Origin of the sequence: Actinospineispora acaciae DSM 45401 (genome assembly GCF_000620785.1) — a bacterium.
Classification (GTDB): Bacteria; Actinomycetota; Actinomycetes; order Mycobacteriales; family Pseudonocardiaceae; genus Pseudonocardia; species Pseudonocardia acaciae.
In genome coordinates, this window is the sequence record NZ_JIAI01000015.1 from 148,359 (window position 1) to 171,000 (window position 22,642).

Consider the following 22,642-nt stretch of genomic DNA (forward strand, 5'->3'; position numbering starts at 1 on the left):
GACAATCGCATGACTGACAACTCGGGGTCAGGCCGGTGCAGAGAGCCAACGCTCCAGTTCGCGGTCGTAGCCGTCCGCCACCCGCAGGTCCCTGCCGCTCCGGCGCACCAACCAGCCTCGGGTGAGGAACTCGCTGGTCAGGGCGGCCGGTAAGGCGCCGGCCAGGTGTGGGCGGCGGTGCGTCCAGTCCACGCAGCTCCGGGCGAACACCCGCCTGCTTTTTGTGATGCGTGTCACGTCGAGGCCGAGGGCGGTGACCAGGTGGTGACCGCGCGCGGTGAGCTCGTGGTCGGTGTCGTCCAGCTCGCGCAGTGCCCCGGCCGCGAGCAGCCGCTCCCGCAGCTCCACCCCGCGCCGGCCGGCCAGGTGGTCGTAGCAGGTGCGCGCCTCGGCCAGGGCAGTGGCGGTGCGGTGCGCGCGCAGGGAGCGGACCGGGGCCGGCGGCGCCAGTTGGGCCAGCGCCTCCAGCGCCGCGCCGACCGCCGGCCCGGCAAGCTCGTGGTAGCGGTGCCGGCCCTGGGCACGGACCCGCACCAGGCCGGCGTCGACGAGCTTGCGCAGGTGCACGGTGGCCGTCGCCGGCCGGATCCCGGCGACCCTGGCCAGCTCACCGGCCGGCAGCGCGTGCCCGCCGGCCAGCGCGCCGAGCATCGCCGCCCGCGCCGGGTCACCGAACAACACGGCCACGGCGGCCAGGTCACGATCCCTCTGCTCATCCGCCATACGTCGAGCATGCCGCAACCACTGTTAGGCCTGCGGCTAAACGTCAGCGCCTTAGCGTCGTGGACATGACAGAACACATCTTCAAGGCCTGGGACGACGCCCTCGGCGCCAAGGACCTGGACGCCGCCATGGCGCTCTACACGCCCGACACCACACTGGAGAGCCCGCTCGTGCGCCACCTGCTCGGCACCGACCAGGGCGTGGTGCGCGGCCGCTGCGACCTGCGCGCGTTCGTACGCCAGGTGTTCGCCAGCCAACCGCCCGAACGCCGCCGCTTCCGCCACGGCCTGCTGACCGACGGCACCCGCCTGACCTGGGAGTACCCCCGGGTCTCCCCCGACGGCGACCAGATGGACATCGTCGAGGTGATGGACCTGCGCGACGGCCTGATCGCCGCGCACCGGGTCTACTGGGGCTGGAACAGCGTCCGCCTCCTCCAGTCCGGCGCCCACCCCCGCTAGTCCAGTGCGAGCCGCTGACCGTCCGGTCCAACCGTGATCCGCCAGTCCGCGACCTCGGGCCGCCCGCGCAGCCGCCACCAGCGGTACGCAGCTTCGACCTCGTCGAAGAGCCTGCGCGGGCCGGCCTGCGCGACCGGATAGGGCGGCCGCTCGGTGACCTCGACGGACGCCCAGGACCGGGACTCGGGGTCGAGCAGCCATTGGACGCCGGTACGTCCGGAAGCCGGTTGCCAGACCTTGTGGACGTCCTTGACCCGTTGGCCGATGGCGACGGCCGCCGCCCGGTGACTGACCCACCGATAGGGGTGCACGTCGGTGCTGGACCGTCGCTCGGCCTCCCCGATGAACGCACCGCCGTTGAACCTGGGCGTCCGCTGCGCGCGCAGGGCCATGAACGCGGCCGGTCCAGCGAGCCGTCCGCTCGCGCCACCGCCGGGGAGACGGGTGAGCACAGCGATGCCCGGCGGCTGGTAGCTGTTGCTCAACGGCGCCACGATGATGCCGCCGGGCATGGTCTGCTCGATCCAGGAGTAGGGAACCCGGCGCGAGCCGACGGTGGCGATCACTCGGTGGTACGGAGCCCCCGGCGGCCATCCGTGCGCGCCGTCCGCCGTGACGGTCCGAACCGCGTCGTAGCCGGCCCGGTTCAGCGCCATCCGGGCACGCAGCGCCACGGCGGGGTCGATCTCCACGGTGGTGACGTTCTCCGCGCCGACGCGGTGGGCGAGCAGCGCGGCGTTCCACCCGGTGCCGGTCCCGATCTCCAACACCCGCTCACCGGGTCGCGGATCGAGCTCGATGAGCATCTCGGCCACCACCGTCGGCTGCGACGCCGAGGACGTCACCTCGCGCCCAGTCCCGTCCAGGGCCGGCCGACCGTCGTTGACCTGCGTGTTGACGGCCTCGTCGGCGTAACACAGCTCCAGCCACCTGTCAGGGTCGTCGGAACGCCGAAGCGGTACCAGGTCGTTGCCCGGACGGCCGTACTCGTACAGGTAGATCGTGTCCGGCAGGAACAGGTGGCGGGGCGCCATCCTCATGGCGTCTGCCCAATGGCCTGGGATCTTCTTCTTCACGACCAACGCCGACACCATGGACTCACACAGCGGCTCGGGATCCGTCACTTCTTGCCGTGCTTTCCCGGGTCCGGGTCCGCCGGAATGGGACCGGGTGGGGCCTGCCCGTCGTTCTCCGGGTTGGGCTGCGGATCTGGCTTGTCATGCTCACCCATGACGTCTCCTCTCGTGGTGGCCGGCCCGTCGCAGGCCGCGACTGGTACGCCAACACGTCAAGCGAAAGCGCAGCAGATCAGCGACCGTGATCGAGCCGTACCGCGCCCGCAGGGTTATCGGCCACGCGGCCCTCGGCTCGTCCTGGCGCTTCGAACCGTGGTCATAGGCATCGGATTGTTGCTCGAAGTCCATCGCTCGCTGTCCCTTCGACCGTACGTGCTGACCGCGTCAGCGTCCGCCATGCGCCCGACCAGGAACACCCCGCACAACCACCTATTCACTGCGTAATTCCCCGTGCCGCAGGGAGTACCTTTGGCGCATGACCAGCCGCTCGGTCCGCCGGCAGGAACAGCTCGGCCTCGCTCGCTCTCTGCGCTCCGACGGCCAGCCGTGGTCCGCCATCGCGGCGGTGCTGCGCGACCGGTACGAAGTGAACGCACGGGTAGCGATGCGACTGGCGCACGGCTGGGGCCAGGCCGACGCGGCAGCCGAATGGAACCGACGGTGGCCCGACGAACCGAAGACGTTCAAGAGCTTCTCTTATTGGGAGAACTGGCCCGGCGACACCGGCTACACGCCGTCGATGATCGTGCTAGATCGCCTTGCCGAGCTGTACGAATGTGACGTCACCGATCTCCTCACCGACTGGGGCAGTTACCGAGACCGCGATTCGGCCCACCTCGGCCAAGCGGCCACAGAATCGTCGATTGCGGACTCGGCGCTGGAATCGGCGACGCTCGCATGGCACGTACGGAACCTCGACCTCCAAGAGCTCACGCATGCCATCGGCGAATGGGCACAACGAATTCCCCTGGATGACCGCCGCTCATTACTTCTCAAGCTCAGCACCGCCACCGCATTCTCGGCGTCCTCACTCCCGGAGGTCCAATCACCGACGAGCGCCACACCCGCCACGCGGCCTTCGACGCTGGCCGGTTACTGGACCAGTCGCTACACGTACTGGAGCAGCGGGCGCGACACCGAGCTGGCTGGCGAGCATCGAGTGCGTCTGACGGTCGAGGACGGCCGGCTGCTCGGCCGGAGCCTGCCGCACCCGGAGGGCAGCGAACTGGACCTATCCCTGGCAGTCGAGGGCACAGTCGCCACTGGGACATGGACTGAGCGGACTTCGCCGATCGGCTACTACCGTGCGGCTACCTACCGTGGTGTCTTGCAGCTCGTAGTCGATCCAACCGGCCGTTCGATGGCCGGGAGATGGCTGGGCGTCAGCAAGAGGTTCACCGTGAAGTCCGGTGAGTGGCGCCTCAGCTGGGACGGCCCATCGGAGCACCCGGACGCCCATGTCAGCCCTGCGTGAGCGGCTACCGCACACGCGACCTTTGGGGCCATCGAGTGGAATGTCAACCCTGCTTGGTCATGGGGCCGGTCACCACGAATACGACGGTTGCACCCGACCCGACAACGCCCTCCTCAACACATGCATAGAGTCCATACAGCGCCTTGGCGACATATACCCAATCGAGCGCGATCCCGTGCCGGTCGCGGAACTCGGCAATGAAGTCATCCAGCTCCGACTTTCGCCGGGCGAAGCCTCCGAAATGGAAACGGTGATTGATCGACCAGTTGTCCAGCCGCTTCCCGATCGCCTCAACCTGGATTCCAGCAACCTCGTCATCCAGATACTCCGCTCCCCGGAGTACCGAGAAGCCCAAGGCCCGCTGCCCACCCGTCAAACCCGCCGAGAGTCCGGCCAGCGTGCCACCCGTGCCCACCGGACAGACAACGAGATCGAAACGCTCTTGAATCTCCGCGATCATCTCGCTACATCCGCGTAGCGCGAGCGGCGCGCTCCCGCCCTCCGGAACCAGATAGAAGTCGCCGAACTTCTGACGCAGGCCATCGAGCACGTCAGGTGCTGTCTTGGCGCGGTAAGTTGCGCGATCGAGATAGTGCAGCCGCATGCCGTCCGCCACCGCCGCCGCCAACTGATCGTTGAACGGCTGCTCCTCGCCTCGGATCATTCCGATCGTGGCGAAGCCGAAGCGACGACCGGCTGCGGCCACAGCGCGAACATGATTGGAATAAGCACCGCCAAACGTCAACAATGTTGTCGCGCCGCGAGACCGCGCATCGACCAGTTGGTACTTCAGCTTGCGCCATTTGTTGCCGGACAATACCGGGTCGATCAGGTCGTCCCGCTTCATCAGCACGCGCACCGAACCGAGCCGGTCGTCCGACAGCTCGGTCAACGGCGACGGCAGTCGCAACGAGCGCTCGAAGTCCTCCAGCAGGACAACCACCACCAAGCCAACCCTTGACGCACCTGCCAGCGAACCGTAGTCCGTCCCGATGCGTCAGAGCGCGGGCTAGTCCATGAGCAGGCCGCCGTTGACGTCCAGGACCTCGCCGGTGATCCACGCCGCCTCCCGGGAGGCCAGGAAGCAGACGGCGGCGGCGACCTCGTCGGGGCGGCCGTAGCGGCCCAGCGGGACCTGGGCGAGCACGCGCGCGGCCGCCTCCGGGGGCATCGAGGCGATCAGGCCGGTGTCGACCGGGCCGGGGGCCACGGCGTTCACGGTGATCGCGGACTGCGCCAGCTCGCGGGCCGCGCTCTTGGTCAGGGCCAGCAGCCCGGCCTTGGCGCTGGCGTACGCGGACGTGCCGAACAGCCCGCCGCCCACCTTGCCGGCCACCGAGGCGACGTTCACGATCCGCCCGCCGCCGGCCGCGCGCATCACCGGCGCGGCGGCCTGGACGGCCACGAACGCGGCGTCCAGGTTCACCTCGTGCACCCGCCGCCAGGTCGCCGCGTCCAGGTCGGGTAGCGGCTCGGTGTTCAGCAGCGCGGCGTTGTTGACCAGTATCGGCAGGTCGGCCCCGGCCAGGCCCTGGGCGACCGCGGCACGCAGGGCGGGATGGTCGGTGACGTCCAGCGCCACCGTCGAGTGCGGCGGGCCGAGCGCGGCGGCTCCCAGCGCGGCGGCGTCGCGGTCCAGCAGGGTGACCCGCGCGCCCTGGCCGGCCAGGGTCCGCGCCACGGCCAGCCCGATGCCGCGCGCCGCCCCGGTCACCACGGCGGCGGCACCGTCCAGCTCAAGCACGGGTGTCCAGCGGGAGCGAGCCGAGGCCGTCGGAGAAGTCGGCGTCCTTGGTCTCGCGCAGCAGCGCCAGGCTCGCCAGGCATACCACCGCGATCCCGATCAGGTACACCGACACCCACGTCGAGGACCCGGTGCTCTCCAGCAGCTTGGTGGCCACCAGCGGGCTGATCCCGCCGCCGACGATGCCGCTGGCGCTGTACGCGAACGACGCGCCCGAGTACCGGTAGCGGACCCGGAACAGCTCCGGCAGGTACGCCCCCATCGGCCCGTAGAGCAGCGCGAACACCAGCAGCCCGACCACCATGGCCAGCCCGATCAGGATCGGCTCGCGGGTCTGGATCAGCGCGAACAGCGGGAACGCCCACACCGCGGCGAGCACCGCCGCGCCCATGCACATCCACCGCCGGCCCACCCGGTCGGAGATCAGCGCGAACCAGAGCGTGGCCAGGCCCATCACGGCGGCCGCCACGATCGCGCCGACCAGCAGCGTGCCGCGCGGGATCTTCAGCGTGGTCGCGCCGTAGGACAGGCAGAACGTGGTGATCATGTAGAAGGTGGTGTGCGCCAGGATGAACGACAGCGTGGCCAGCGCGAGCACGCCGGGCTGGTGGCGCAGCAGCTCCAGGAACGGCACCTTGACCGGCTGGTGCGCGGCGGCCGCCGCCTGGAACACCGGCGTCTCCGCGATCTTCATCCGGATGTAGTAGCCGACCGCGAGCAGCACCGCCGAGGCCAGGAACGGGATCCGCCAGCCCCACGCCTCGAACGCCGCCGGGCTCATCACGGCGTTGAGCAGCAGGAACAGCGCGTTCCCGAGCACGAACCCGACCGCCGGCCCGAGCTGCGGGAACGCCGAGTACAGCCCGCGCTTGCCCGGCGGTGCGTACTCGGTGGCCAGCAGCACCGCGCCGCCCCACTCCCCGCCGAGCCCGATGCCCTGGGCGAACCGCAGCACCACCAACAGCAGCGGCGCCGCCACCCCGATCGTGGCGTACGACGGCACCAGCCCGATCGCCACCGTGGACAGGCCCATCACCAGCAACGACGCGATCAGCATCCGCTTGCGACCGATCCGGTCGCCGAAGTGGCCGAACAGGATCGCCCCCAGCGGCCGCGCGATGAACCCCACCGCGAACGTGGCCAGCGACGCCAGCGTGCCCGCCGTGTCGGAGAACGACGGGAAGAACAGCTTGCCGAACACCAGCGCGGCGGCGGTGCCGTAGATGTAGAAGTCGTAGAACTCGATCGCGGTCCCGATGAAGCTGGCGATCGCAATGCGGCTCCGCGACGGTGTAGCTGCGGTCATGCCGCGGATCCTCGCAGGTCGAGCCGCATCGCGCGCGCCCGATCGCGGTGATATGCGCGACCGGCATCGCGCTCAGCCCGCGCTCAGCCCGCGCGCGGCCCGACGGCGCGACGCAGGATGGAGGCATGACGGATGTGACGGTTGCGGTGGTCGGGCCGGGGGCGATCGGGGCGACGTTCGCGGCGGTGGCCCGGCGGGCGGGGGTGCGGGAGCTGACGCTGTGCGGGCGGACCCCGGTGGAGCGGATCACGGTGCGCGCGGACCGGGGCGAACCGGTGGTGCTCGAGGACGGCGTACGGACCGAGCCCGGCGGCGTCCGGGGACCCGTCGACTGGGTGCTGCTCGCGGTCAAGGCGCACCAGACGCCGGGCGCGGGCGAGTGGCTGCGCGCGCTCACCGGGCCGGACACGGTGGTCGCCGTCCTGCAGAACGGGGTGGAGCACCACGAGCGGGTGGCGCCGTTCGTGGACGGCGCCGCCGTGCTGCCCGCCGTGGTGTGGTGCCCCGCCGAGCCGCTGGACCGCGAGACCGTGCGGCTGCGTGGCGAGCCCGCACTGACCGTGCCGGACCGCCCCGAGGGCCGCGCGCTGGCCGACCTGCTCCGCCCCGGCGGCGCGCGCGTCGACCCGGCCCCGGACTTCCGCACCGCGCTGTGGCGCAAGCTGACCATGAACGCGGTGGCCGGCCTCCAGGTCCTGACCGGCCGGCGCGCCGGCATGTACCGCCGCCCGGACATGCGCCGGCTGACCGTCGAGCTGGCCAGGGAGTGCATCGCGGTGGCCACCGCCGAGGGCGCCAACCTGGCCCCGTCCGTCGCCGAGGACATCGCCGCCGAGCTCGCCGCGATGCCGCCCGACCTCGGCTCCTCCATCCTGTTCGACCGCGCCGCCGGCCGCGTCCTGGAATGGGACGCCCGCAACGGCGTGGTCCAGCGCTTCGGCGCGCGCCACGGCGTGCCCACCCCGGTCAGCGACGTGCTGGTCCCCCTGCTCGCCGCCGCCAGCGACGACCCGAACTGATCACCGACCGCCCGAGGCAACCCGCGCGGCATTGCGGCGCCCGTACCCGAAGTACACCACCAGCCCGACGACCACCCAGATCGTGAACGCGGCCCAGGTCAGCCCGGCCAGGGTCACCGCGAGCGCGACACAGCCCGCCAGCGCCAGCAGCGGCACCACCGGCATGAACGGCACGCGGAACGGCCGTTCCCGGTCCGGCTCCAGCCGCCGCAGCATCATCACCCCGACCGCCACCAGCGCGAACGCGCTCAGTGCCCCCAGGTTCACCAGCTCGGCGACCACGATGATCGGGGTCAGGCCGGCGATCAGCGCGCTGGCCGTACCGAGCAGCAGGGTCAGCCGCAGCGGCGCCCCGGAGCGGCTGGTGGTGGCCAGCCCGGCCGGCAGCAGGCCGTCGCGGCACATCGCATAGCTCAGCCTGGTCTGGCCGTAGACGATCATCAGCAGTCCCTTGGCCAGCGCGACCACCGAGGCGACGAAGATCAGGTCGCCGACCCAGCCGAGGTTCAGCGCGCCGAACGCGGTGGCCACCGGGGCCGAGGTGTTCAGGGTGGGGTACGGCGCCACGCCGGTCAGCACCGCGCTCACGGCCGCGTACAGCACGGCGGCGATGAGCACCGTGGCGATGATCCCGAACGGCAGGTCGCGGCGCGGGTTGCGGCACTCCTCGGCCGAGGTGGCCACGATGTCGAAGCCGAGGAACGCGAAGCAGCCCAGCGCGGCCCCGCCGACGATCCCGGACAGCCCGAACGGCGTGAACGGCGTCCAGTTGACCGGGTCGATGTGTGGCGCGCCGATCGCGATGATCAGCAACAGGACCCCGATGGTGATCGCGACCAGCACCTTGGTCACGCGGGCGGTCAGCTTGACCTCGCCGGCCAGCACCGCGACCACCGCCAGGATGACCAGCACGGCGGGCAGGTTGATCACGCCGCCCTCGGCCGGCGACGAGGTGAGCGCCGCCGGAAGCGTGACCCCGAACAGCGCCTTCAAGGTGGCCACGAACATCCCGGACCATCCGATGGACACCGCCGAGCTGGCCACCACGTACTCCATGATCAGCAGCCAGCCGACGATGAACGCGGGTATCTCACCGAGCGTCGCGTAGCTGTACGTATAGGCGCTCCCGGACACCGGCACCATCGAGGACAGCTCCCCGTAGCACAGCGCGACCAGCACGAACACCAGGCCGGACAGCACGAACGACAGCACGATGGCCGGGCCTGCCTTGGTCGCGGCGGCGACCCCGGTGACCACGAAGATCCCGGACCCCACGATGGTGGCCACGCCCATCGCCGTCAGGTCCAGCCGACCCAGGCTGCGCCGCAGCTTCCCCTCTCCGGCGGCACTGGCCGCCATCACCTCCGACGTGCTCCGCCGGCGCCAGTTCGCCGTATTCAGTGCAGGCCTCATCGGCACAGCGACTCCCCCTCGAGTCCTACGCGGTTCGATCTGTGTCCCCTTACCTTGCCGCGGAACCCGAGACGGCGCCGACGGGAATGCCACGGCGGCCCAGACCGTCCCAACAGACGTGACGACCGATGCCGGGCTCAGAAACGTCTTCGCCGAAGTGATCTACGAGGACCTCCCCGCCGCCATCACGTGGCTGGCGGACGCGTTCGGGTTCGCGCCCGGCAGGCAGGCGACGGACGACGAGGGCACCGTCGTCTTCGCCGAGCTGCACGCCGGCGCCGGCACCCTCCTCGCGCGCGTTCCGGAGCGAGACGGGGAGCTGAGCCCTCGCTCCCTCGGCGGCACCAGCCAGCAGCTCTACGTCCTCGTCGACGACCCCGACGCGCACTACGCCCAGGCCACAGCCCGGGGCGCCGAGATCGTCCTCGAGCCGACGGACATGCCCTTCGGCGCCCGCCTGTACTCCGTGCGCGATCCGGAAGGCCACCTGTGGACGTTCGGCACCTACCAGGTGCGGGCGGGTTCGTGAACCGGCGAACTCACGCGGTCCGGTAGGTGTCCCAGACCTTGGCGCGGAACTCGATGCCGTGCCCGGGGCGATCCGGCACGAGCACCGACCCACCGTCCGTACGCAGCGGCTCGGTGACGAACTCGTCGAGGAACGGGAAGTACTCCAGGTAGCTGGTGCCGGCCAGCGCGGCGGCCAGGTGCACGTGCAGCTCGGTGAAGAAGTGCGGGGCGAAGCCGAGGCCGTGCGCGGCGGCCAGCTCGCCGACCCGCAGCGCCTCGGTGATGCCGCCGACCATGCAGGCGTTGGGCTGCAGCACGTCCAGGGCGCCGGCGGTCACGAACGGGACGAACTCGCGCGCGCTGCACAGGTGCTCGCCCGCCACGATCGGCATCGGCAGCGCGTCCGCCAGCCGGCGGTGCGCGTCGACGTCCTCGCTGCTGACCGGTTCCTCCAACCAGTAGACGTCGAAGTCGGCCAGCCGGCGGCCCAGCCACAGTGCGGTCGGCAGGTCCAGCCGCTCGTTGGCGTCACACATGATCCGGACCCGGTCGCCGAGCGCCTCGCGGACGGCGCCGACGCGCGAGACGTCCGCCACCGGGTCCAGCCCGACCCGGACCTTGACCGCGTCGAAGCCGTCCTCCACGTAGCCCACCGACAGCGCCACCAGCTCCTCCGCCGGCAGCAGCGGGGATGCCTTGCCCGAGCCGTAGGCCGGCACCCGGTCGTGGACCTGGCCCAGCTCGCGGGCCAGCGAATGCCCGTGCAGCCGTGCCCGCAGGTCCCACAGCGCGATGTCCACGGCGGCGATCGCGAACGAGTTCAGCCCCCGCCCCATCCGGTGCGTGATCGCCGCCAGCTCGTGCCAGATCTTCTTGGCCTCGAACGCCGAGCGCCCGACCACCCTGGCCAGCAGCACGTCGTCCAGCAGTGCCTTGACCGCCGTGCCGCCGCCGAAGTCGGTCACCCACGCGAAGCCCATGCCGGTCTCGCCGTTCTCGGTGTGCAGGGTGACGCCCACCAGCTCGTGGTGAGCGTCCTCGAAGTCCCTGCTGGTCCGAACGAACGGCAGCCGTAAGATCCAGGTTTCCGCCTTGCTGATCAGCAACTATCGACCTCTCCGCTCAAGAACTACTGGGTAAGGCGCACGCCGAGCAGCCGCCGGGCCAGGAGAACCACGCCCAGGTTCACCGCCAGCATGACCACCGACAACGCGCCCATCAGCTGGAACCTCGACTCCGAGGCCAGGTTGTAGAGGATGACCGGCGCGACGCCGTTGCCGCCGGTGTAGAGGAAGATCGAGACGTCCAGCTCGCGGAACAGCAGCACGAAGTTGAGCACCCCGATGGACAGGATCGGCCCGCGCAGCAGCGGCACGGTGATCCGGCTCATCGACTCCGTCCAGGTGGCGCCCAGGCTGCGGGCGGCCTCCTCGGTCTCGGAGTTGAGCTGGGTGAACCCGGCCTGGACGTAGGTGAACGACTGCGGCACCACCCGGATCACGTAGGCCAGCAGCATGATCCCCAGCGTGCCGCCGAGCCAGAACGGGCCCGCGGCGTAGGTGACGATCATGGCGATGCCCAGGATCGCGCCGGGGAAGGCCAGCGGCGCGAGCATGGCCGGGGAGATGGACGGCCGCAGCCACGCCAGCCGGGCCCGCTCGCGCAGCCAGCCCGCCAGCACCGCCACCGCCAGCGCCAGCACGGTGGCCACCAGCGAGATCCACAGGCTGTTGGCGAACGAGAGCAGGATCTCCGGCTGCTCCAGCAGCGCCCGGTAGTTGTCGAACAGCACCAGGTTCTCCGGGCGCAGCGGCAGCCCGATGGCCTTGCGGAACGAGGTCAGCAGCAACACCCCGAACGGGAGCACCACGCTGACCATCATCACCGCCACGCCGAACAGCCACGCCGGCCAGCGCCACCGGCCCAGCGCGGTGACCTGCCGGTGCGCCGGCTTGCCGCCCAGCGTGGTGTAACGCCGCCGTCCGTACACCCTCCGCTGCACCACTAGCAGCGCGCCCAGCACCACCAGCACCGGCAGGCCGAGCACGGCGGCCAGCTCGATGCGCGGCGGGAACGACATCAGCTTGAGCATCGCGGTCGGGATGGTCTCGAACCCGACGGGGCCGCCCAGCAGCGCGACCGGGCCGAAGATCACGAACGCGCTGATGAACACCAGCAGGCTGCCGGAGAACATCGGCGGCGTCACCAGCGGCAGGGTCACCCGCCGCAGCGTGCGCAGCCGGCCGGCGCCCAGCGACTCGGCGGCCTCCTCCAGCCGGGGGTCCATGTTGTCCAGCGCGTCCGCGACCGGGAGGAACACCAGCGGGTACAGGAAGAACACCAGGACCAGCACGATCCCGCCGGCGCCGAACACGTCGAACGTGGGCAGCCCGAGCGGCGCCAGCACGTACTCGTTGATCAGGCCGCCGCGCGGGCCGAGCAGCAGGATCCAGCCCATGGCCGCGATGAAGCTGGGCGCGGCGAAGGTCAGCACCGCCACCGAGCGGAACATCCGCCGGCCGGGCATGTCCGTGCGGCTGACCAGGAACGCGAACGGCACCGCGATCACCAGCGAGCCGACGGTGGTGGCCACGCCGATCCACAGCGAGTTGAACACCGCGGTGGGGATACCGGCCTCGGAGAGCACGGCGGTGTAGTTGCCCAGCCCGATGGCGCCGGTCTCCGGGTCGAGCAGGCTGCGCCACAGCATCCCGCCCACGGGGACCGCGACCAGGAACACCGCGGCGACGATCCACAGCCAGGGCAGCCCGGGCTCCACGCTGAACCGCTGGGTGCGCTGGCGCATCGGCCCGTCGGCCGGCTCCATGGTGTTCATGGGGTCGGTCAGCGAGACGGCCGGCATCCTCAGGTCCCTACCGTCGCGAGCCCGCGCGGCAGCGAGGTGGCCGCGCCGTCCACGAGCACGCTCGCGGTGTTCTCCCGGACCTCCAGGGCCACCCTGGTGCCGCGCTGCAGCGTGTTCTCGCCCCGGTCCACCACCCGCACCGGCTCGGGCAGCGCCGGCACGTCGATCAGGTAGTGCACCTCGTCGCCGAGGTACACCGCGTCGCGCACCAGGCCCGACCACGCGTCCATCGGGCCGTCCAGCGGCCGGGGCACCAGGTCCGGCGGGCGCACGCAGACGGTCACCGTCTCGCCCTGCTGGTCGGCGGCGCCGGCGTCGGCGGTCGCCTTGATGAGCTGGCCGGTGTCCAGGCGCACGGTCGGCGAGTGCCCGGCGGTGTGCACCACGCCGGGCAGGAAGTTGGCGGGGCCCAGGCTCAGCGCGACGAACCGGCTGTGCGGCACCCGGTAGAGGTGCTCGGGCGGGCCGACCTGCTGGATCTGGCCCTTGTTCAGCGTGACGATCCGGTCCGCCAGCGCCAGCGCCTCGGTCCGGTCGTGCGTGATGTAGATCATCGTGATCTTGAACTCGCGCTGCAGGCGGCGGATCTCCAGGCGCATGTCCTCGCGCAGCCTGGTGTCCAGGTTGGACAGCGGCTCGTCCAGCAGCAGCACCCGGGGCCGGGTGATCAGCGCGCGGGCCAGCGCCACCCGCTGCTGCTGGCCGCCGGAGAGCTCGTGCGGGTACCGCTTGCCCAGCCCGGGCAGCTGCACCTGCTCCAGCGCGGTCTCGACCCGGCCGGAGACGTTCCCGGAGCGGCGGCCCTTGACCCGGCGGCGGCGCACGCTCAGCCCGAAGCCGACGTTCTCCGCCACGGTCATGTGCGGCCACAGCGCATAGCTCTGGAACACCACGCCCACGTCGCGCTGGTTGGGCTGCACGAACACGTCGGGGCCGGCGACCGTGCGGCTGCCGATCGCGATGCGACCCCAGGTCGGCCGCTCGAACCCGGCGACCATCCGCAGCGTGGTCGTCTTGCCGCAGCCGCTCGGCCCCAGCAGCACGACGGACTCGCCCTGGTCGACAGTCAGGTCGAAGTCTCGGACGGCGACGACCGGCCCGAAGTTCCTTCCTACGCCCTCGAAGGTGAGACGCGACAAGACTCAGGCCTCTCGTTCGTGGTTGTTCTTGAATCACTTTGTGCCGTAAGGTGGCACATTGATCTGATGGCGTTCCTTAAGATGGCACAGCGATCATCGGGGTAAAGCCGCTGGAAGTCAACCCCGGGCGGCATGGACAACAGGAGCGGCAATGCGGGTCGTGACCACGGCGTTCCGGGTCTTGGAAGAGGTCGCCGTGCACCAGCCGGTCGGGGTCAGCGAGCTGGCCCGGCTGCTGGATGAGCCGAAGAGCACCGTGCAGCGGGCGCTGGGGGCACTGCGCGAGGTGGGCTGGGTGGAGCAGGAGCCCGGCGGCACGCGGCGATGGCGCCAGACCACCAAGCTGCTCGCGCTGGCCAGCCGGGGCGGCGGCGTCGACCTGCGGGAACGCTCGCTGGCGGTGATGCGCGAGCTGTCCGACCGGACCGACGAGAACGTCCACCTCTCGGTGCGCAGCGGTCACTTCATCACCATCGTGGAGAAGCTGGAGTCCACCAAGGTGGTTCGCCCGCACGACCCACTGGGCGTGCTCGCGCCGATCCACGCCAGCTCCACCGGCAAGGCGATCCTGGCCTGGAGCGACCCCGAGGACGTCGAGGAGGTCATCGCCGCCGGCCTGTCAGGATTCACCCAACAGACGGTCACCGATCCGGATGCATTGCGCCGAGAACTGCGCACCATCCGTGAGGTCGGCTACTCGGTGAACACCGGTGAGTGGCGCGACGAGATCCGAGGCGTGGCCGCCGCCATCATCGAGGCCGACGGCAGAGCGCGCGCCGCAATCAGCCTCGCCGTCCCCACCCACCGCCTCCCGGACGCCGACATCCCCGCCCTGGGCCTGCTCGTCAACTCGATCGTCGCCCGCCTTTGCGCTGGTCAGAACCCGTGAGTGGCTAGGGCCATCATAGCGGCCCTAGCCACTCACGGGCGGTGACCAGCTAATACGTCAGGCGTACGCGCAGGAGTCGGCGGGCGAGCAGTACGACGCCGAGGTTGACCGCGAGCATGACCACGGACAGGGCGCCCATGAGCTGGAAGCGGGACTCCGAGGCGAGGTTGTAGAGGACCACGGGGGCGACGCTGTTGCCGCCGGTGTAGAGGAAGATCGACACGTCCAGCTCGCGGAACAGCAGGACGAAGTTGAGCACGCCGATGGACAGGATCTGGCCGCGCAGCAGCGGCGTGGTGATCCGCCGCATGGTCTCCATCCAGGACGCGCCGAGGCTGCGGGCGGCCTCCTCGGTCTCGGAGTTGAGCTGGACGAACCCGGCCTGCACGTAGGTGAACGACTGCGGCACCACCCGGATCAGGTAGGCCACCACCATGATGGTCAGCGAGCCGCCTATCCAGAACGGCGAGCCGGCGTAGGTGACCAGCGCGGCGATGCCCAGGATCGCGCCGGGGAAGGCCAGCGGGGCGAGCATGGCCGGGGCGATCACGGGCCGCAGCCGGGACCGGCCGCGCTCGCGCAGCCAGGCCGCGACCAGCGCCACCACGATGCTCAGCACGGTGGCCAGCAGCGAGGTCCACAGGCTGTTCCAGAACGACTCCAGGATCTCCGGCTGGCGCACCAGCTCCCGGTAGTTGTCGAACAGCACCAGGTTCTCCGGGCGCAGCGGCAGCCCGATGGCCTTGCGGAACGACGCCAGCAGCAGCACCCCGAACGGCAGCACCAGGCTGACCATGGTGATCGCGATGCCGAACAGCCAGGCCAGCCAGCGCCAGCCGCCGAGCTTGGTGATCCGGCGCCGCCCCGGCTGGCCGGCCAGGGTGGTGTAGCGGCGGCGGCCGTAGATGCGCCGCTGCAGGATGAGCAGCCCGCCGATCACGATCAGCACCGGCAGGCCGAGCACGGCGGCCAGCTCGATGCGCGGCGGGAAGGCCATCATCTTCAGCAGCGCCGTCGGGATGGTCTGGAACCCCACGGGCGTGCCGAGCAGCGCCACCGGCCCGAAGATGATGAACGCGCTGATGAACACGATCAGGCTGCCGGAGAACATCGGCGGCACGATCAGCGGCAGGGTGACCGCCCGCAGGGTGTGCCACTTCGTCGCGCCCAGCGACTCGGCGGCCTCCTCCAGCTTCGGGTCCATGTTGTCCAGCGCGTCCGTCACCGGCAGGAACACCAGCGGGTACAGGAAGAACGTCAGCACCAGCACGATCCCGCCGGCGCCGAAGATGCTCAGCCGGGGCAGCCCGAGCGGGTCGAACACGTACTCGTTGAGGAACCCGCCGCGCGGCCCGAGCAGCAGGATCCAGCCCAGCGCCGCGATGAAGCTGGGCGCGGCGAAGGTCAGCACCGCCACCGAGCGGAACATCCGCCGGCCCGGCATGTCCGTGCGGCTGACCAGGAACGCGAACGGCACCCCGATCACCAGCGTGGCCGCCGTGGTGGCCAGCCCCACCCACAGCGAGTTCAGCGCCGCCTGCCAGATGCCCGGCTCGGTGGCCACCGTGATGTAGTTGTCCAGGCCGATGGCGCCGGTGTCGGCCACCACCAAACTGCGCCATACCAGCCCGCCCACCGGCACCGCGACGATGAACACCGCCGCCGCCGTCCACAGCCAGGGCAGCACCGCCTCCAGCCGGGGCCGGTCGGCCCGCCCGCCCGTGGGCCGGGCATAGCGCCCCGGATCCCTCGGGCGGACGATGATGCTGGACGAGGAGGACATGCTCAGCGCCCGACCGCGGTGGCGAAGGTGCGCTTGAGGTCCTCCTTGCGCGCCTTGACGTCCTTCGCCGGGATGACCACCAGGCGGTCCTCGGTGATCGGGGCCGCGCCGGTGGGCACGGGCGCGCCGTTCAGCACCGAGCGCGAGCCGATGCCGGCCTGGGCGGCCTGGAACTCGGGGCTGAGCTGGAAGCGCACCAGCAGCCGGGCGGCCGCCGGGTGCTGCGCCTGCTCCAGCGCGGCCACGTAGGACGGCAGCGCGCCGATGCGGCCGGTCGGGTAGCCCATGGCCAGCGGCTCGCCGCCCTTCTTGGCGGTCGCCACGTCGGCCTCGATGCCCGGGATGCCGAAGTCGGCCTCGCCGGTCGCGAGCAGCTGGGTCAGCGCCAGCGCGGAGTCGGCGACCAGCGTCTTGCGCTGGCGCAGCGCGGGCATGAAGCCCGGGTTGATCTGCTCCATGGCCGCCACGTAGGTCAGCGCGGCGCCGGACGAGCCCGGGTCGGCCACGCCGAACGCGCCCTGCCGGGCGGCCAGGTCGTCCCAGGTGGTCGGGGCGGTCTCCGGCTTGGTCTTGGCCGCGTTGTAGGAGTAGCCCAGCGCGCCCCAGGTGAACGGCAGGTACTTGTTCTGCGGGTTGGACAGCGGCTTGAGGATCTGGTCCCGGTTGGCCACGGCGGGGTCGGCGAGCACCTTGGCGTCGGTCCAGACCCGCAGCGTCGCCTCGTCGTTGAGGCTGACCGCGTCGAACTCCAGCGCGTGCGCGGTGATCTGGGCCTGGGTCTTCTGCGCGATGTCCCCGGAGGCCTCCCGGACGAACGTGACCGGGATGCCGTACTTCTCCTTGAACTTGTCCGCCAGCAGCTGGGCCTGCTCACGGGTGTGCCCGCCCGCGCCGAGCACCACCTTGCCTTCCTGCTTGGCCTTCGCGATCAGCTGGTCCTCGTTGGCGGGCAGGCTGGCAGAGCCACCTCCGCTCGGCGGCGGCGCGCAGCCGGTGAGCGCCAGCGCGGCGAGCGCGGCGGCCAGCAGGCCGGCACCGACGGTCCTGCGTAGGGCTCTTGTCATCGAACACCTCATGTTGTGCGTTGGTAGGGAGCGGGGTCAGCGGGCGTGGCTCGGTCGATGTACGGGCGGGGCCGCCGGTGGCGGGAGGTCGGTCTCGTCCTCGGGTTCGAGCAGGTGGCCGTCCGCGTCCCGGCTGTCGTCCGCGAGCAGGCTCGCCCCGCCCTTGGCCACCGCAACGCTCACCCGCGCGCCCCTGGCCAGCGGCCGGATGCCCCGGTCCACCACCCGACACGGTTCGCCCAGCGCCGGCACGTCGACCAGGTAGTGCACCTCGTCGCCGAGGAACACCGCGTCGCGGACCACGCCCGACCACGGCGTCATCGGGCCGTCCAGCGGGCTCAGCTCCAGGTCCGGCGGGCGCACGCACAGGGTGACCACGTCGCCCGGCCGCCGCTGCGACCCGGCGTCGACTACGCCGGTGAGCAGCTGGCCGGTACCCAGTCGGACCGCGGGCTGGTCGGGGCCGTCCTGGATCACGCCCGGCAGGAAGTTGGCCGAGCCGAGGCTGCGCGCCACGAACCGGTTGCCTGGCGCGCGGTAGAGGTCCTTCGGCGGCCCGACCTGCTGGATGTTGCCGGCGTTCAGCGCGACGATGCGGTCGGCCAGCGCCAGCGCCTCGGTCCGGTCGTGGGTGATGTAGATCATCGTGATGGCGAACTCGCGCTGCAGGCGGCGGATCTCCAGGCGCATCTCCTCGCGCAGCCGGCTGTCCAGGTTCGACAGCGGCTCGTCCAGCAGCAGCACCCTCGGCGTGGTGACCAGCGCCCTGGCCAGCGCGACCCGCTGCTGCTGGCCGCCGGAGAGCTCGTGCGGGTACCGGCTGCCCATCTCGTCCAGGCGCACCTGCTCCAGTGCGCGCGCGACCCGGCCGCCGAGGTTCGCCGAGCGCTTGGCCCCGGAGCGGCGGCGCCGCACGGTCAGCCCGAACCCGACGTTGTCCGCCACCGTCATGTGCGGCCACAGCGCGTAGCTCTGGAACACCACGCCGACCTCGCGCCGGCTGGGCGGAACGAACACATTGGGGCCGGCGACGAGGTTGCTGCCGATCCGGATTTGTCCTTCGGTGGGCCGCTCGAACCCCGCTACCATGCGAAGCGTCGTCGTCTTGCCGCAGCCGCTCGGGCCGAGAAGAACGATCGCCTCTCCGGAGTCGACCTTCAGGTCGAACTCGGCGACGGCCGTGACCCGCCCAAAGTCCTTCCGCACGCCCTCGAAGCTCAGACGCGACATGGGGACCCTTCATCAGTTGCGCCGCCCCCTAAGAGTGCACTGAACCACCCGCCACAACGGCACGCGGTGTCGTCCAACGCCCCCCTAGGGCACGAAAGGAAATTGCGTTACCTAGATGCAGTGATCTTCGATCTCGCCGTCACAGAAAGTCAAGGGCACCCGCGTCTACCATCCTTCCGATGGACGTCTTGGGAGAATTGGTACCCCAGTTGGCCCAATTGCCTGGTGTGATCACTGTGGCGCTTGGGGGTAGTCGAGCCAAAGGAACGCACCGTCCGGACAGCGATTGGGACCTCGGCGTCTACTACCGGGGAAAATTCGACGCGACGGTTCTCACTCGATTGGGTTACCCCGGTAGTGCGGCTCAGCCGGGTGAGTGGGGACGCATCGTGAACGGCGGGGCGTGGCTGTCGGTGCACGGTCAGCCTGTCGACGTACTCCTGCGCGACCTCGACGTGATCGAGTCGTGGTGGGCCGACGCTCGGGACGGGCGGTTCGAGATCGACAACGTGGAGGGGCACCTGGCTGGGCTGCCGACCTATGTGCCGCTCGGCGAGATGGCCATCGGCCGCGCCCTGCACGGCTCGCTGCCGTCCGTGGAGTACCCGCCCCGGCTGCGGGAGGTGGGGTCGGCGCGGTGGCGCTGGAACGGGGCGTTCTCGTTGATGTTCGCCGAGCAGTACGCCTCGCGGGGCGACCGGACGCTGGCCGCCGGCATGCTCGCCCGGGCCACGGCGCAGACCGCGCACGGCGTCCTGGCCGAGCGCGGGGAGTGGGCGTTGGGCGAGAAGGGCCTGGTCGCGGCGGCGGGCCTGGACGACGCGGCGGCCATCATCGGCCAGGTGCACGCCGACCCGGTGGCCGCGGCTGGCGCGCTGCGCGAGCTGCTGCGCCCACCCCGCCTCGACGAGCTGGCCGCCCACACCGGTTAGCTCGGGTGGCCCGCGCTCTCGGCCGCGCCCCTGGCGTGAGGCCGGCCTTAGAGTCCTCGGGCATGACGTCCGTGGACCCGGCCACCATGCGCGACGTCATGGGGCGCTTCGCCACCGGGGTCGCGGTGGTCACCGGGGAGCGCCACGGGGTGCCGCACGGCATGACCGTCAACTCGCTGACGTCGGTGTCGCTGCGCCCGCCGCTGCTGCTGGTCTGTCTGAGCGCGGGCGCGCGCAGCACCGAGGCGATCACGGCCGGCGGGCGGTTCGCGGTGAACATCCTGTCCGCCCGGCAGGAGCACCTCGCGCGCCGGTTCGCCCAACGGGGAGCCGACCACTTCGCCGGGCTGTCGGTGGAGCGGGGGCGGCACGGGGTGCCGGTCATCCCGGACGCCTTCGCTCGGCTGGAGTGCGACGTGGACCGGCACTTCGTGGCGGGCGACCACGTGGTGGTGATCGGCGAGGTGCGCGAGCTGCGGGCACGGGAGGGGGAGCCGCTCGGGTTCCTGCGCGGCAAGTTCTCCGACATCGTCGACCGGGGCCGCGAGCCGGTGGACTGGTTCTTCTAGCCCGTGCCTGTGCCCGTGCCGGCGCCTGTGCCCGTGCCCGCGCTCGCGCTCGCGCCGTAGGAGACAGACCGACCGTCGGTCGGTCTTGGTGCGAACGTCAACCGCCCGACTGGCCGACCAGGCGCATGAGCGTGTCCACCAGCTCGGCGATCGCGCGGTCCCTGGCGCGCGGGCGCAGGGTTCCGTACCAGGTCGGGGCCTGGGTCATCGCGGCGTGCATGCACAGCAGCACGGTGTCCTCGCCGGTCACGGTGAACTCGCCGGACTCGACACCCTCCCGCACCACGGAGCGGAACACCCTGTCGTGCCGGCGGCGCAGGTCCTTGATCCGCTCCCGCTGCCGGTCCGGCCACTCGTCGGGGGCCAGGAACAGCCGCAGCGCCGCCGGGTGGTCGCGGACCGCGACGGTGACCTGCTCGCGGACCAGCGCCCGCAGCCGGCGCCCGGCCGGCCCGCCGGTGTCGGCGAGCAGCCGCTCCAGCCTGGCGATCCAGTCGTTGCCCAGTGCCTCGATCGCGGCGGTGACCAGCTCGTCCTTGCTGGCGAAGTAGTAGTAGAGCGAGCCCTTGGTGACGTCGAGCCGCTCGGCGATGTCGTCCAGGCTGACCCCGTCGTAGCCGCGCTCGCCGAACAGCGCGGCGGCCACCGACAGGATCTCCTGGATGCGCCGGTCGCGCTTGCGCGCCACGCGCTCCCCCATCCGTACCTCCGCCCGGTCGACAGCGGCGAATACTAACCCTAGGGTCAGCTATTGACTCATGCGTCAAACTTCGGTGAGGGAGCTGCGGCGGTGACGGCCTACCAGTACGAGGACATCCGCTACGAGATCGACGGCCCGGTCGCGGTCATCACGATCAACCGGCCGGAGCGGTACAACGCGTTTCGCGGCAAGACCGTCGACGAGCTGATCAGGGCGTTCCGCGCGTCGTGGGCGGACAGGGCGGTGCAGGCGGTGATCTTCACCGGCGCCGGGGACAAGGCGTTCTGCTCCGGCGGCGACGTCAAGCAGCGCGCCGAGACCGGCGACTACGGCCCGACCGAGAGCGGCATGTTCGAGATCGGCTACCTGCACAAACTGATCAGGGACATCCCGAAGCCGGTGATCGCGGCGGTGAACGGGCTCGCGGTCGGCGGCGGGCACGTGCTGCACGTGCTGTGCGACGTGTCGATCGCCAGCGAGACCGCGCGGTTCGGCCAGGCCGGGCCCCGGGTCGGCTCGTTCGACGCCGGGTTCGGGTCGGCGTACCTGGCGCGGGTCGTCGGCGAGAAGAAGGCGCGCGAGATGTGGTACTGGTGCCGGCTCTACTCCGCCGAGCAGGCCGAGCGGATGGGCCTGGTCAACGCGGTGGTGCCGGCGGAGAAGCTGCTGGACGAGGCCAAGGCGTGGGCGTTCGAGGTGGCCGAGAAGAGCCCGACGGCGATCAAGTTCCTCAAGCAGTCGTTCAACGCCGACACCGACCACCAGGCCGGGTTGTCCAACCTGGCGATGTCCGCGCTCGACCTGTTCGTCGACTCCCCCGAGGGCAAGGAGGGCGCCGCCGCGTTCGCCGAGAAGCGCAAGCCCGACTTCGCCCCGCACGTGCACTGGCACTGACGTGGGTCGCCTCCCGGACAAGATCGCGATCGTCACCGGCGCCGGGCGCGGCATCGGTCGGGCCATCGCGGAGAAGCTGGCCGCCGAGGGCACCACCGTGGTGGTGGCCGACGTCGACGGCGACACCGCCTCGGCCACCGCGGCGGCGGTCGGCGGCCTTGGCGTCACCGCCGACGTGACCTCGCCGGAGTCCGTGGCGGCGCTCGCCTCGCGAGTGTGGGATCGCTACGGGCGGATCGACGTGCTGGTGAACAACGCCGGCTGGGACAAGGTCGGCCCGTTCCTGGACTCCGACCCGGCGGACTGGGACCGGATCATCAAGATCAACCTGTACGGCGTGCTGAACGTCTGCAAGGCGGTGCTGCCGCTGATGGTGTCCCGGGGCGCCGGCGCGGTGGTCAACATCGGCTCGGACGCCGGGCGGGTCGGCTCGTCCGGGGAGGCGGTGTACTCCGCGACCAAGGGCGGCGTCATCGCGTTCACCAAGACGCTGGCCCGGGAGATGGCCCGGCACCGGATCCGGGTCAACTGCGTCTGCCCGGGGCCGACGGACACCCAACTGTTCGCCGAGCTCGGCGGCGACGACCCGAAGCTGCGCGAGGCCCTGACCAGGGCGATCCCGTTCCGCCGCCTGGCCGAGCCGGAGGACCTGGCCAACATGGTCGCGTTCCTGGCCTCCGACGAGGCCGGCTACGTGACGGGCCAGACGGTGAGCGTCAGCGGCGGGCTGACCATGAGCTGACCGGTCACGCTGTAACACCTGCCTCGCTGCGCTCGGCGTGCATGGCGTTCGCATGCGTCGGTTGGCACTTGCGTCGTGGGCTCACGCCGGAACACCTGCCTCGCTGCG

At 71.1% G+C, this 22,642-nt stretch carries 22 protein-coding genes; 9 read left to right on the plus strand and 13 right to left on the minus strand.

What is annotated here, in order from left to right:
* Window positions 1-27: 27 nt before the first annotated feature.
* Complete coding sequence (locus tag N912_RS0140875; protein WP_028926988.1) at window positions 28-723, minus strand: ArsR/SmtB family transcription factor; 696 nt, start codon at window positions 721-723, stop codon at window positions 28-30.
* A 65-nt stretch (window positions 724-788) separates the two neighbouring features.
* Between N912_RS0140875 and N912_RS57775 the strand changes: the two genes are divergently transcribed.
* Window positions 789-1,184 (plus strand): nuclear transport factor 2 family protein, encoded by a 396-nt coding sequence (locus N912_RS57775; protein WP_051581506.1) that lies wholly within the window; start codon window positions 789-791, stop codon window positions 1,182-1,184.
* On the opposite strand, the gene N912_RS0140885 is transcribed toward N912_RS57775, so the two are convergent.
* Entirely contained in the window at window positions 1,181-2,224 is a 1,044-nt protein-coding gene (locus N912_RS0140885; protein WP_051581490.1) for a methyltransferase domain-containing protein, read from the minus strand. The two genes, N912_RS57775 and N912_RS0140885, sit on opposite strands and share 4 nt — an antisense overlap.
* 511 nt (window positions 2,225-2,735) lie before the next feature.
* Here N912_RS0140885 and N912_RS61185 point away from each other — a divergent pair.
* Entirely contained in the window at window positions 2,736-3,734 is a 999-nt protein-coding gene (locus N912_RS61185) for a hypothetical protein (RefSeq protein WP_051581491.1), read from the plus strand.
* 43 nt (window positions 3,735-3,777) lie between these two features.
* On the opposite strand, the gene N912_RS0140895 is transcribed toward N912_RS61185, so the two are convergent.
* From N912_RS0140895 to N912_RS0140905, 3 genes are all read right to left on the minus strand, one after another.
* On the minus strand, window positions 3,778-4,680 hold the full coding sequence (locus tag N912_RS0140895) for a 1-aminocyclopropane-1-carboxylate deaminase/D-cysteine desulfhydrase (RefSeq protein WP_245645785.1): 903 nt from the start codon (window positions 4,678-4,680) through the stop codon (window positions 3,778-3,780).
* Between the two features lie 63 nt (window positions 4,681-4,743).
* On the minus strand, window positions 4,744-5,478 hold the full coding sequence (locus tag N912_RS0140900; protein ID WP_028926991.1) for an SDR family oxidoreductase: 735 nt from the start codon (window positions 5,476-5,478) through the stop codon (window positions 4,744-4,746).
* Complete coding sequence (locus N912_RS0140905; RefSeq protein ID WP_028926992.1) at window positions 5,471-6,784, minus strand: MFS transporter; 1,314 nt, start codon at window positions 6,782-6,784, stop codon at window positions 5,471-5,473. Before N912_RS0140905 ends, N912_RS0140900 begins: the two co-directional genes overlap by 8 nt.
* Before the next feature lie 125 nt (window positions 6,785-6,909).
* Here N912_RS0140905 and N912_RS0140910 point away from each other — a divergent pair, with 125 nt between their 5' ends.
* The gene (locus N912_RS0140910; protein ID WP_028926993.1) at window positions 6,910-7,803 is read left to right on the plus strand and encodes an oxidoreductase; all 894 of its coding nucleotides are present in this window, start codon (window positions 6,910-6,912) and stop codon (window positions 7,801-7,803) included.
* Here N912_RS0140910 and N912_RS0140915 read toward each other — a convergent pair whose 3' ends face one another.
* The gene (locus N912_RS0140915) at window positions 7,804-9,216 is read right to left on the minus strand and encodes an amino acid permease (protein ID WP_156994329.1); all 1,413 of its coding nucleotides are present in this window, start codon (window positions 9,214-9,216) and stop codon (window positions 7,804-7,806) included.
* Between the two features lie 118 nt (window positions 9,217-9,334).
* Here N912_RS0140915 and N912_RS64755 point away from each other — a divergent pair, with 118 nt between their 5' ends.
* Window positions 9,335-9,745, plus strand: a complete 411-nt coding sequence (locus N912_RS64755) for a VOC family protein (protein WP_028926995.1) — start codon at window positions 9,335-9,337, stop codon at window positions 9,743-9,745.
* Between the two features lie 10 nt (window positions 9,746-9,755).
* Here the strand turns inward: N912_RS64755 and N912_RS57785 are convergent, their stop codons facing one another.
* Genes N912_RS57785 through N912_RS57795 form a run of 3 tightly spaced genes read right to left on the minus strand, consistent with a single transcriptional unit; the run spans window position 9,756 to window position 13,731 of the window.
* Entirely contained in the window at window positions 9,756-10,832 is a 1,077-nt protein-coding gene (locus tag N912_RS57785; protein WP_051581493.1) for a mandelate racemase/muconate lactonizing enzyme family protein, read from the minus strand.
* A 23-nt stretch (window positions 10,833-10,855) separates the two neighbouring features.
* Entirely contained in the window at window positions 10,856-12,589 is a 1,734-nt protein-coding gene (locus tag N912_RS57790; RefSeq protein ID WP_051581494.1) for an ABC transporter permease, read from the minus strand.
* 2 nt (window positions 12,590-12,591) lie between these two features.
* Window positions 12,592-13,731 (minus strand): ABC transporter ATP-binding protein, encoded by a 1,140-nt coding sequence (locus N912_RS57795; protein ID WP_051581495.1) that lies wholly within the window; start codon window positions 13,729-13,731, stop codon window positions 12,592-12,594.
* Between the two features lie 151 nt (window positions 13,732-13,882).
* Here N912_RS57795 and N912_RS0140940 point away from each other — a divergent pair, with 151 nt between their 5' ends.
* Window positions 13,883-14,620, plus strand: a complete 738-nt coding sequence (locus N912_RS0140940) for an IclR family transcriptional regulator (protein WP_028926996.1) — start codon at window positions 13,883-13,885, stop codon at window positions 14,618-14,620.
* Window positions 14,621-14,669: 49 nt separating this feature from the next.
* Here the strand turns inward: N912_RS0140940 and N912_RS57800 are convergent, their stop codons facing one another.
* From N912_RS57800 to N912_RS57805, 3 genes are read right to left on the minus strand one after another with little or no spacing between them, the layout of a single operon-like run.
* Window positions 14,670-16,403, minus strand: coding sequence for an ABC transporter permease (locus N912_RS57800; RefSeq protein ID WP_051581496.1), 1,734 nt, complete (start codon window positions 16,401-16,403; stop codon window positions 14,670-14,672).
* A gap of 2 nt (window positions 16,404-16,405) precedes the next feature.
* Window positions 16,406-17,467 (minus strand): ABC transporter substrate-binding protein, encoded by a 1,062-nt coding sequence (locus N912_RS0140950; protein ID WP_028926997.1) that lies wholly within the window; start codon window positions 17,465-17,467, stop codon window positions 16,406-16,408.
* Between the two features lie 36 nt (window positions 17,468-17,503).
* Entirely contained in the window at window positions 17,504-18,697 is a 1,194-nt protein-coding gene (locus tag N912_RS57805) for an ABC transporter ATP-binding protein (protein ID WP_051581497.1), read from the minus strand.
* Window positions 18,698-18,876: 179 nt separating this feature from the next.
* Here N912_RS57805 and N912_RS0140960 point away from each other — a divergent pair, with 179 nt between their 5' ends.
* The gene (locus N912_RS0140960) at window positions 18,877-19,629 is read left to right on the plus strand and encodes a nucleotidyltransferase domain-containing protein (protein ID WP_028926998.1); all 753 of its coding nucleotides are present in this window, start codon (window positions 18,877-18,879) and stop codon (window positions 19,627-19,629) included.
* Between the two features lie 62 nt (window positions 19,630-19,691).
* A complete protein-coding gene (locus N912_RS0140965; RefSeq protein WP_211261574.1) occupies window positions 19,692-20,198 on the plus strand; it encodes a flavin reductase family protein in 507 nt (168 codons plus the stop codon).
* Between the two features lie 97 nt (window positions 20,199-20,295).
* On the opposite strand, the gene N912_RS0140970 is transcribed toward N912_RS0140965, so the two are convergent.
* A complete protein-coding gene (locus N912_RS0140970) occupies window positions 20,296-20,898 on the minus strand; it encodes a TetR/AcrR family transcriptional regulator (RefSeq protein WP_028927000.1) in 603 nt (200 codons plus the stop codon).
* Window positions 20,899-20,988: 90 nt separating this feature from the next.
* On the opposite strand from N912_RS0140970, the gene N912_RS0140975 reads away from it, so the two are divergent.
* Together N912_RS0140975 and N912_RS0140980 are read left to right on the plus strand one after the other, a co-directional pair.
* Complete coding sequence (locus N912_RS0140975; protein ID WP_028927001.1) at window positions 20,989-21,792, plus strand: enoyl-CoA hydratase-related protein; 804 nt, start codon at window positions 20,989-20,991, stop codon at window positions 21,790-21,792.
* 1 nt (window position 21,793) lies between these two features.
* Window positions 21,794-22,534, plus strand: coding sequence for an SDR family NAD(P)-dependent oxidoreductase (locus tag N912_RS0140980; RefSeq protein WP_028927002.1), 741 nt, complete (start codon window positions 21,794-21,796; stop codon window positions 22,532-22,534).
* Window positions 22,535-22,642 lie beyond the last annotated feature (108 nt).

Coding starts and splice junctions, on each gene's coding strand:
- N912_RS0140915 (WP_156994329.1), bottom strand. CDS start 9,216: ATGAGGCCTGCACTGAATACGGCGAACTGGCGCCGGCGGAGCACGTCG.
- N912_RS0140950 (WP_028926997.1), bottom strand. CDS start 17,467: ATGACAAGAGCCCTACGCAGGACCGTCGGTGCCGGCCTGCTGGCCGCC.
- N912_RS57790 (WP_051581494.1), bottom strand. CDS start 12,589: ATGCCGGCCGTCTCGCTGACCGACCCCATGAACACCATGGAGCCGGCC.
- N912_RS0140905 (WP_028926992.1), bottom strand. CDS start 6,784: ATGACCGCAGCTACACCGTCGCGGAGCCGCATTGCGATCGCCAGCTTC.
- N912_RS0140960 (WP_028926998.1), top strand. CDS start 18,877: ATGGACGTCTTGGGAGAATTGGTACCCCAGTTGGCCCAATTGCCTGGT.
- N912_RS57800 (WP_051581496.1), bottom strand. CDS start 16,403: ATGTCCTCCTCGTCCAGCATCATCGTCCGCCCGAGGGATCCGGGGCGC.
- N912_RS0140965 (WP_211261574.1), top strand. CDS start 19,692: ATGACGTCCGTGGACCCGGCCACCATGCGCGACGTCATGGGGCGCTTC.
- N912_RS0140970 (WP_028927000.1), bottom strand. CDS start 20,898: ATGGGGGAGCGCGTGGCGCGCAAGCGCGACCGGCGCATCCAGGAGATC.
- N912_RS0140885 (WP_051581490.1), bottom strand. CDS start 2,224: ATGAGGATGGCGCCCCGCCACCTGTTCCTGCCGGACACGATCTACCTG.
- N912_RS57805 (WP_051581497.1), bottom strand. CDS start 18,697: ATGTCGCGTCTGAGCTTCGAGGGCGTGCGGAAGGACTTTGGGCGGGTC.
- N912_RS61185 (WP_051581491.1), top strand. CDS start 2,736: ATGACCAGCCGCTCGGTCCGCCGGCAGGAACAGCTCGGCCTCGCTCGC.
- N912_RS57775 (WP_051581506.1), top strand. CDS start 789: ATGACAGAACACATCTTCAAGGCCTGGGACGACGCCCTCGGCGCCAAG.
- N912_RS0140940 (WP_028926996.1), top strand. CDS start 13,883: ATGCGGGTCGTGACCACGGCGTTCCGGGTCTTGGAAGAGGTCGCCGTG.
- N912_RS0140875 (WP_028926988.1), bottom strand. CDS start 723: ATGGCGGATGAGCAGAGGGATCGTGACCTGGCCGCCGTGGCCGTGTTG.
- N912_RS0140910 (WP_028926993.1), top strand. CDS start 6,910: ATGACGGATGTGACGGTTGCGGTGGTCGGGCCGGGGGCGATCGGGGCG.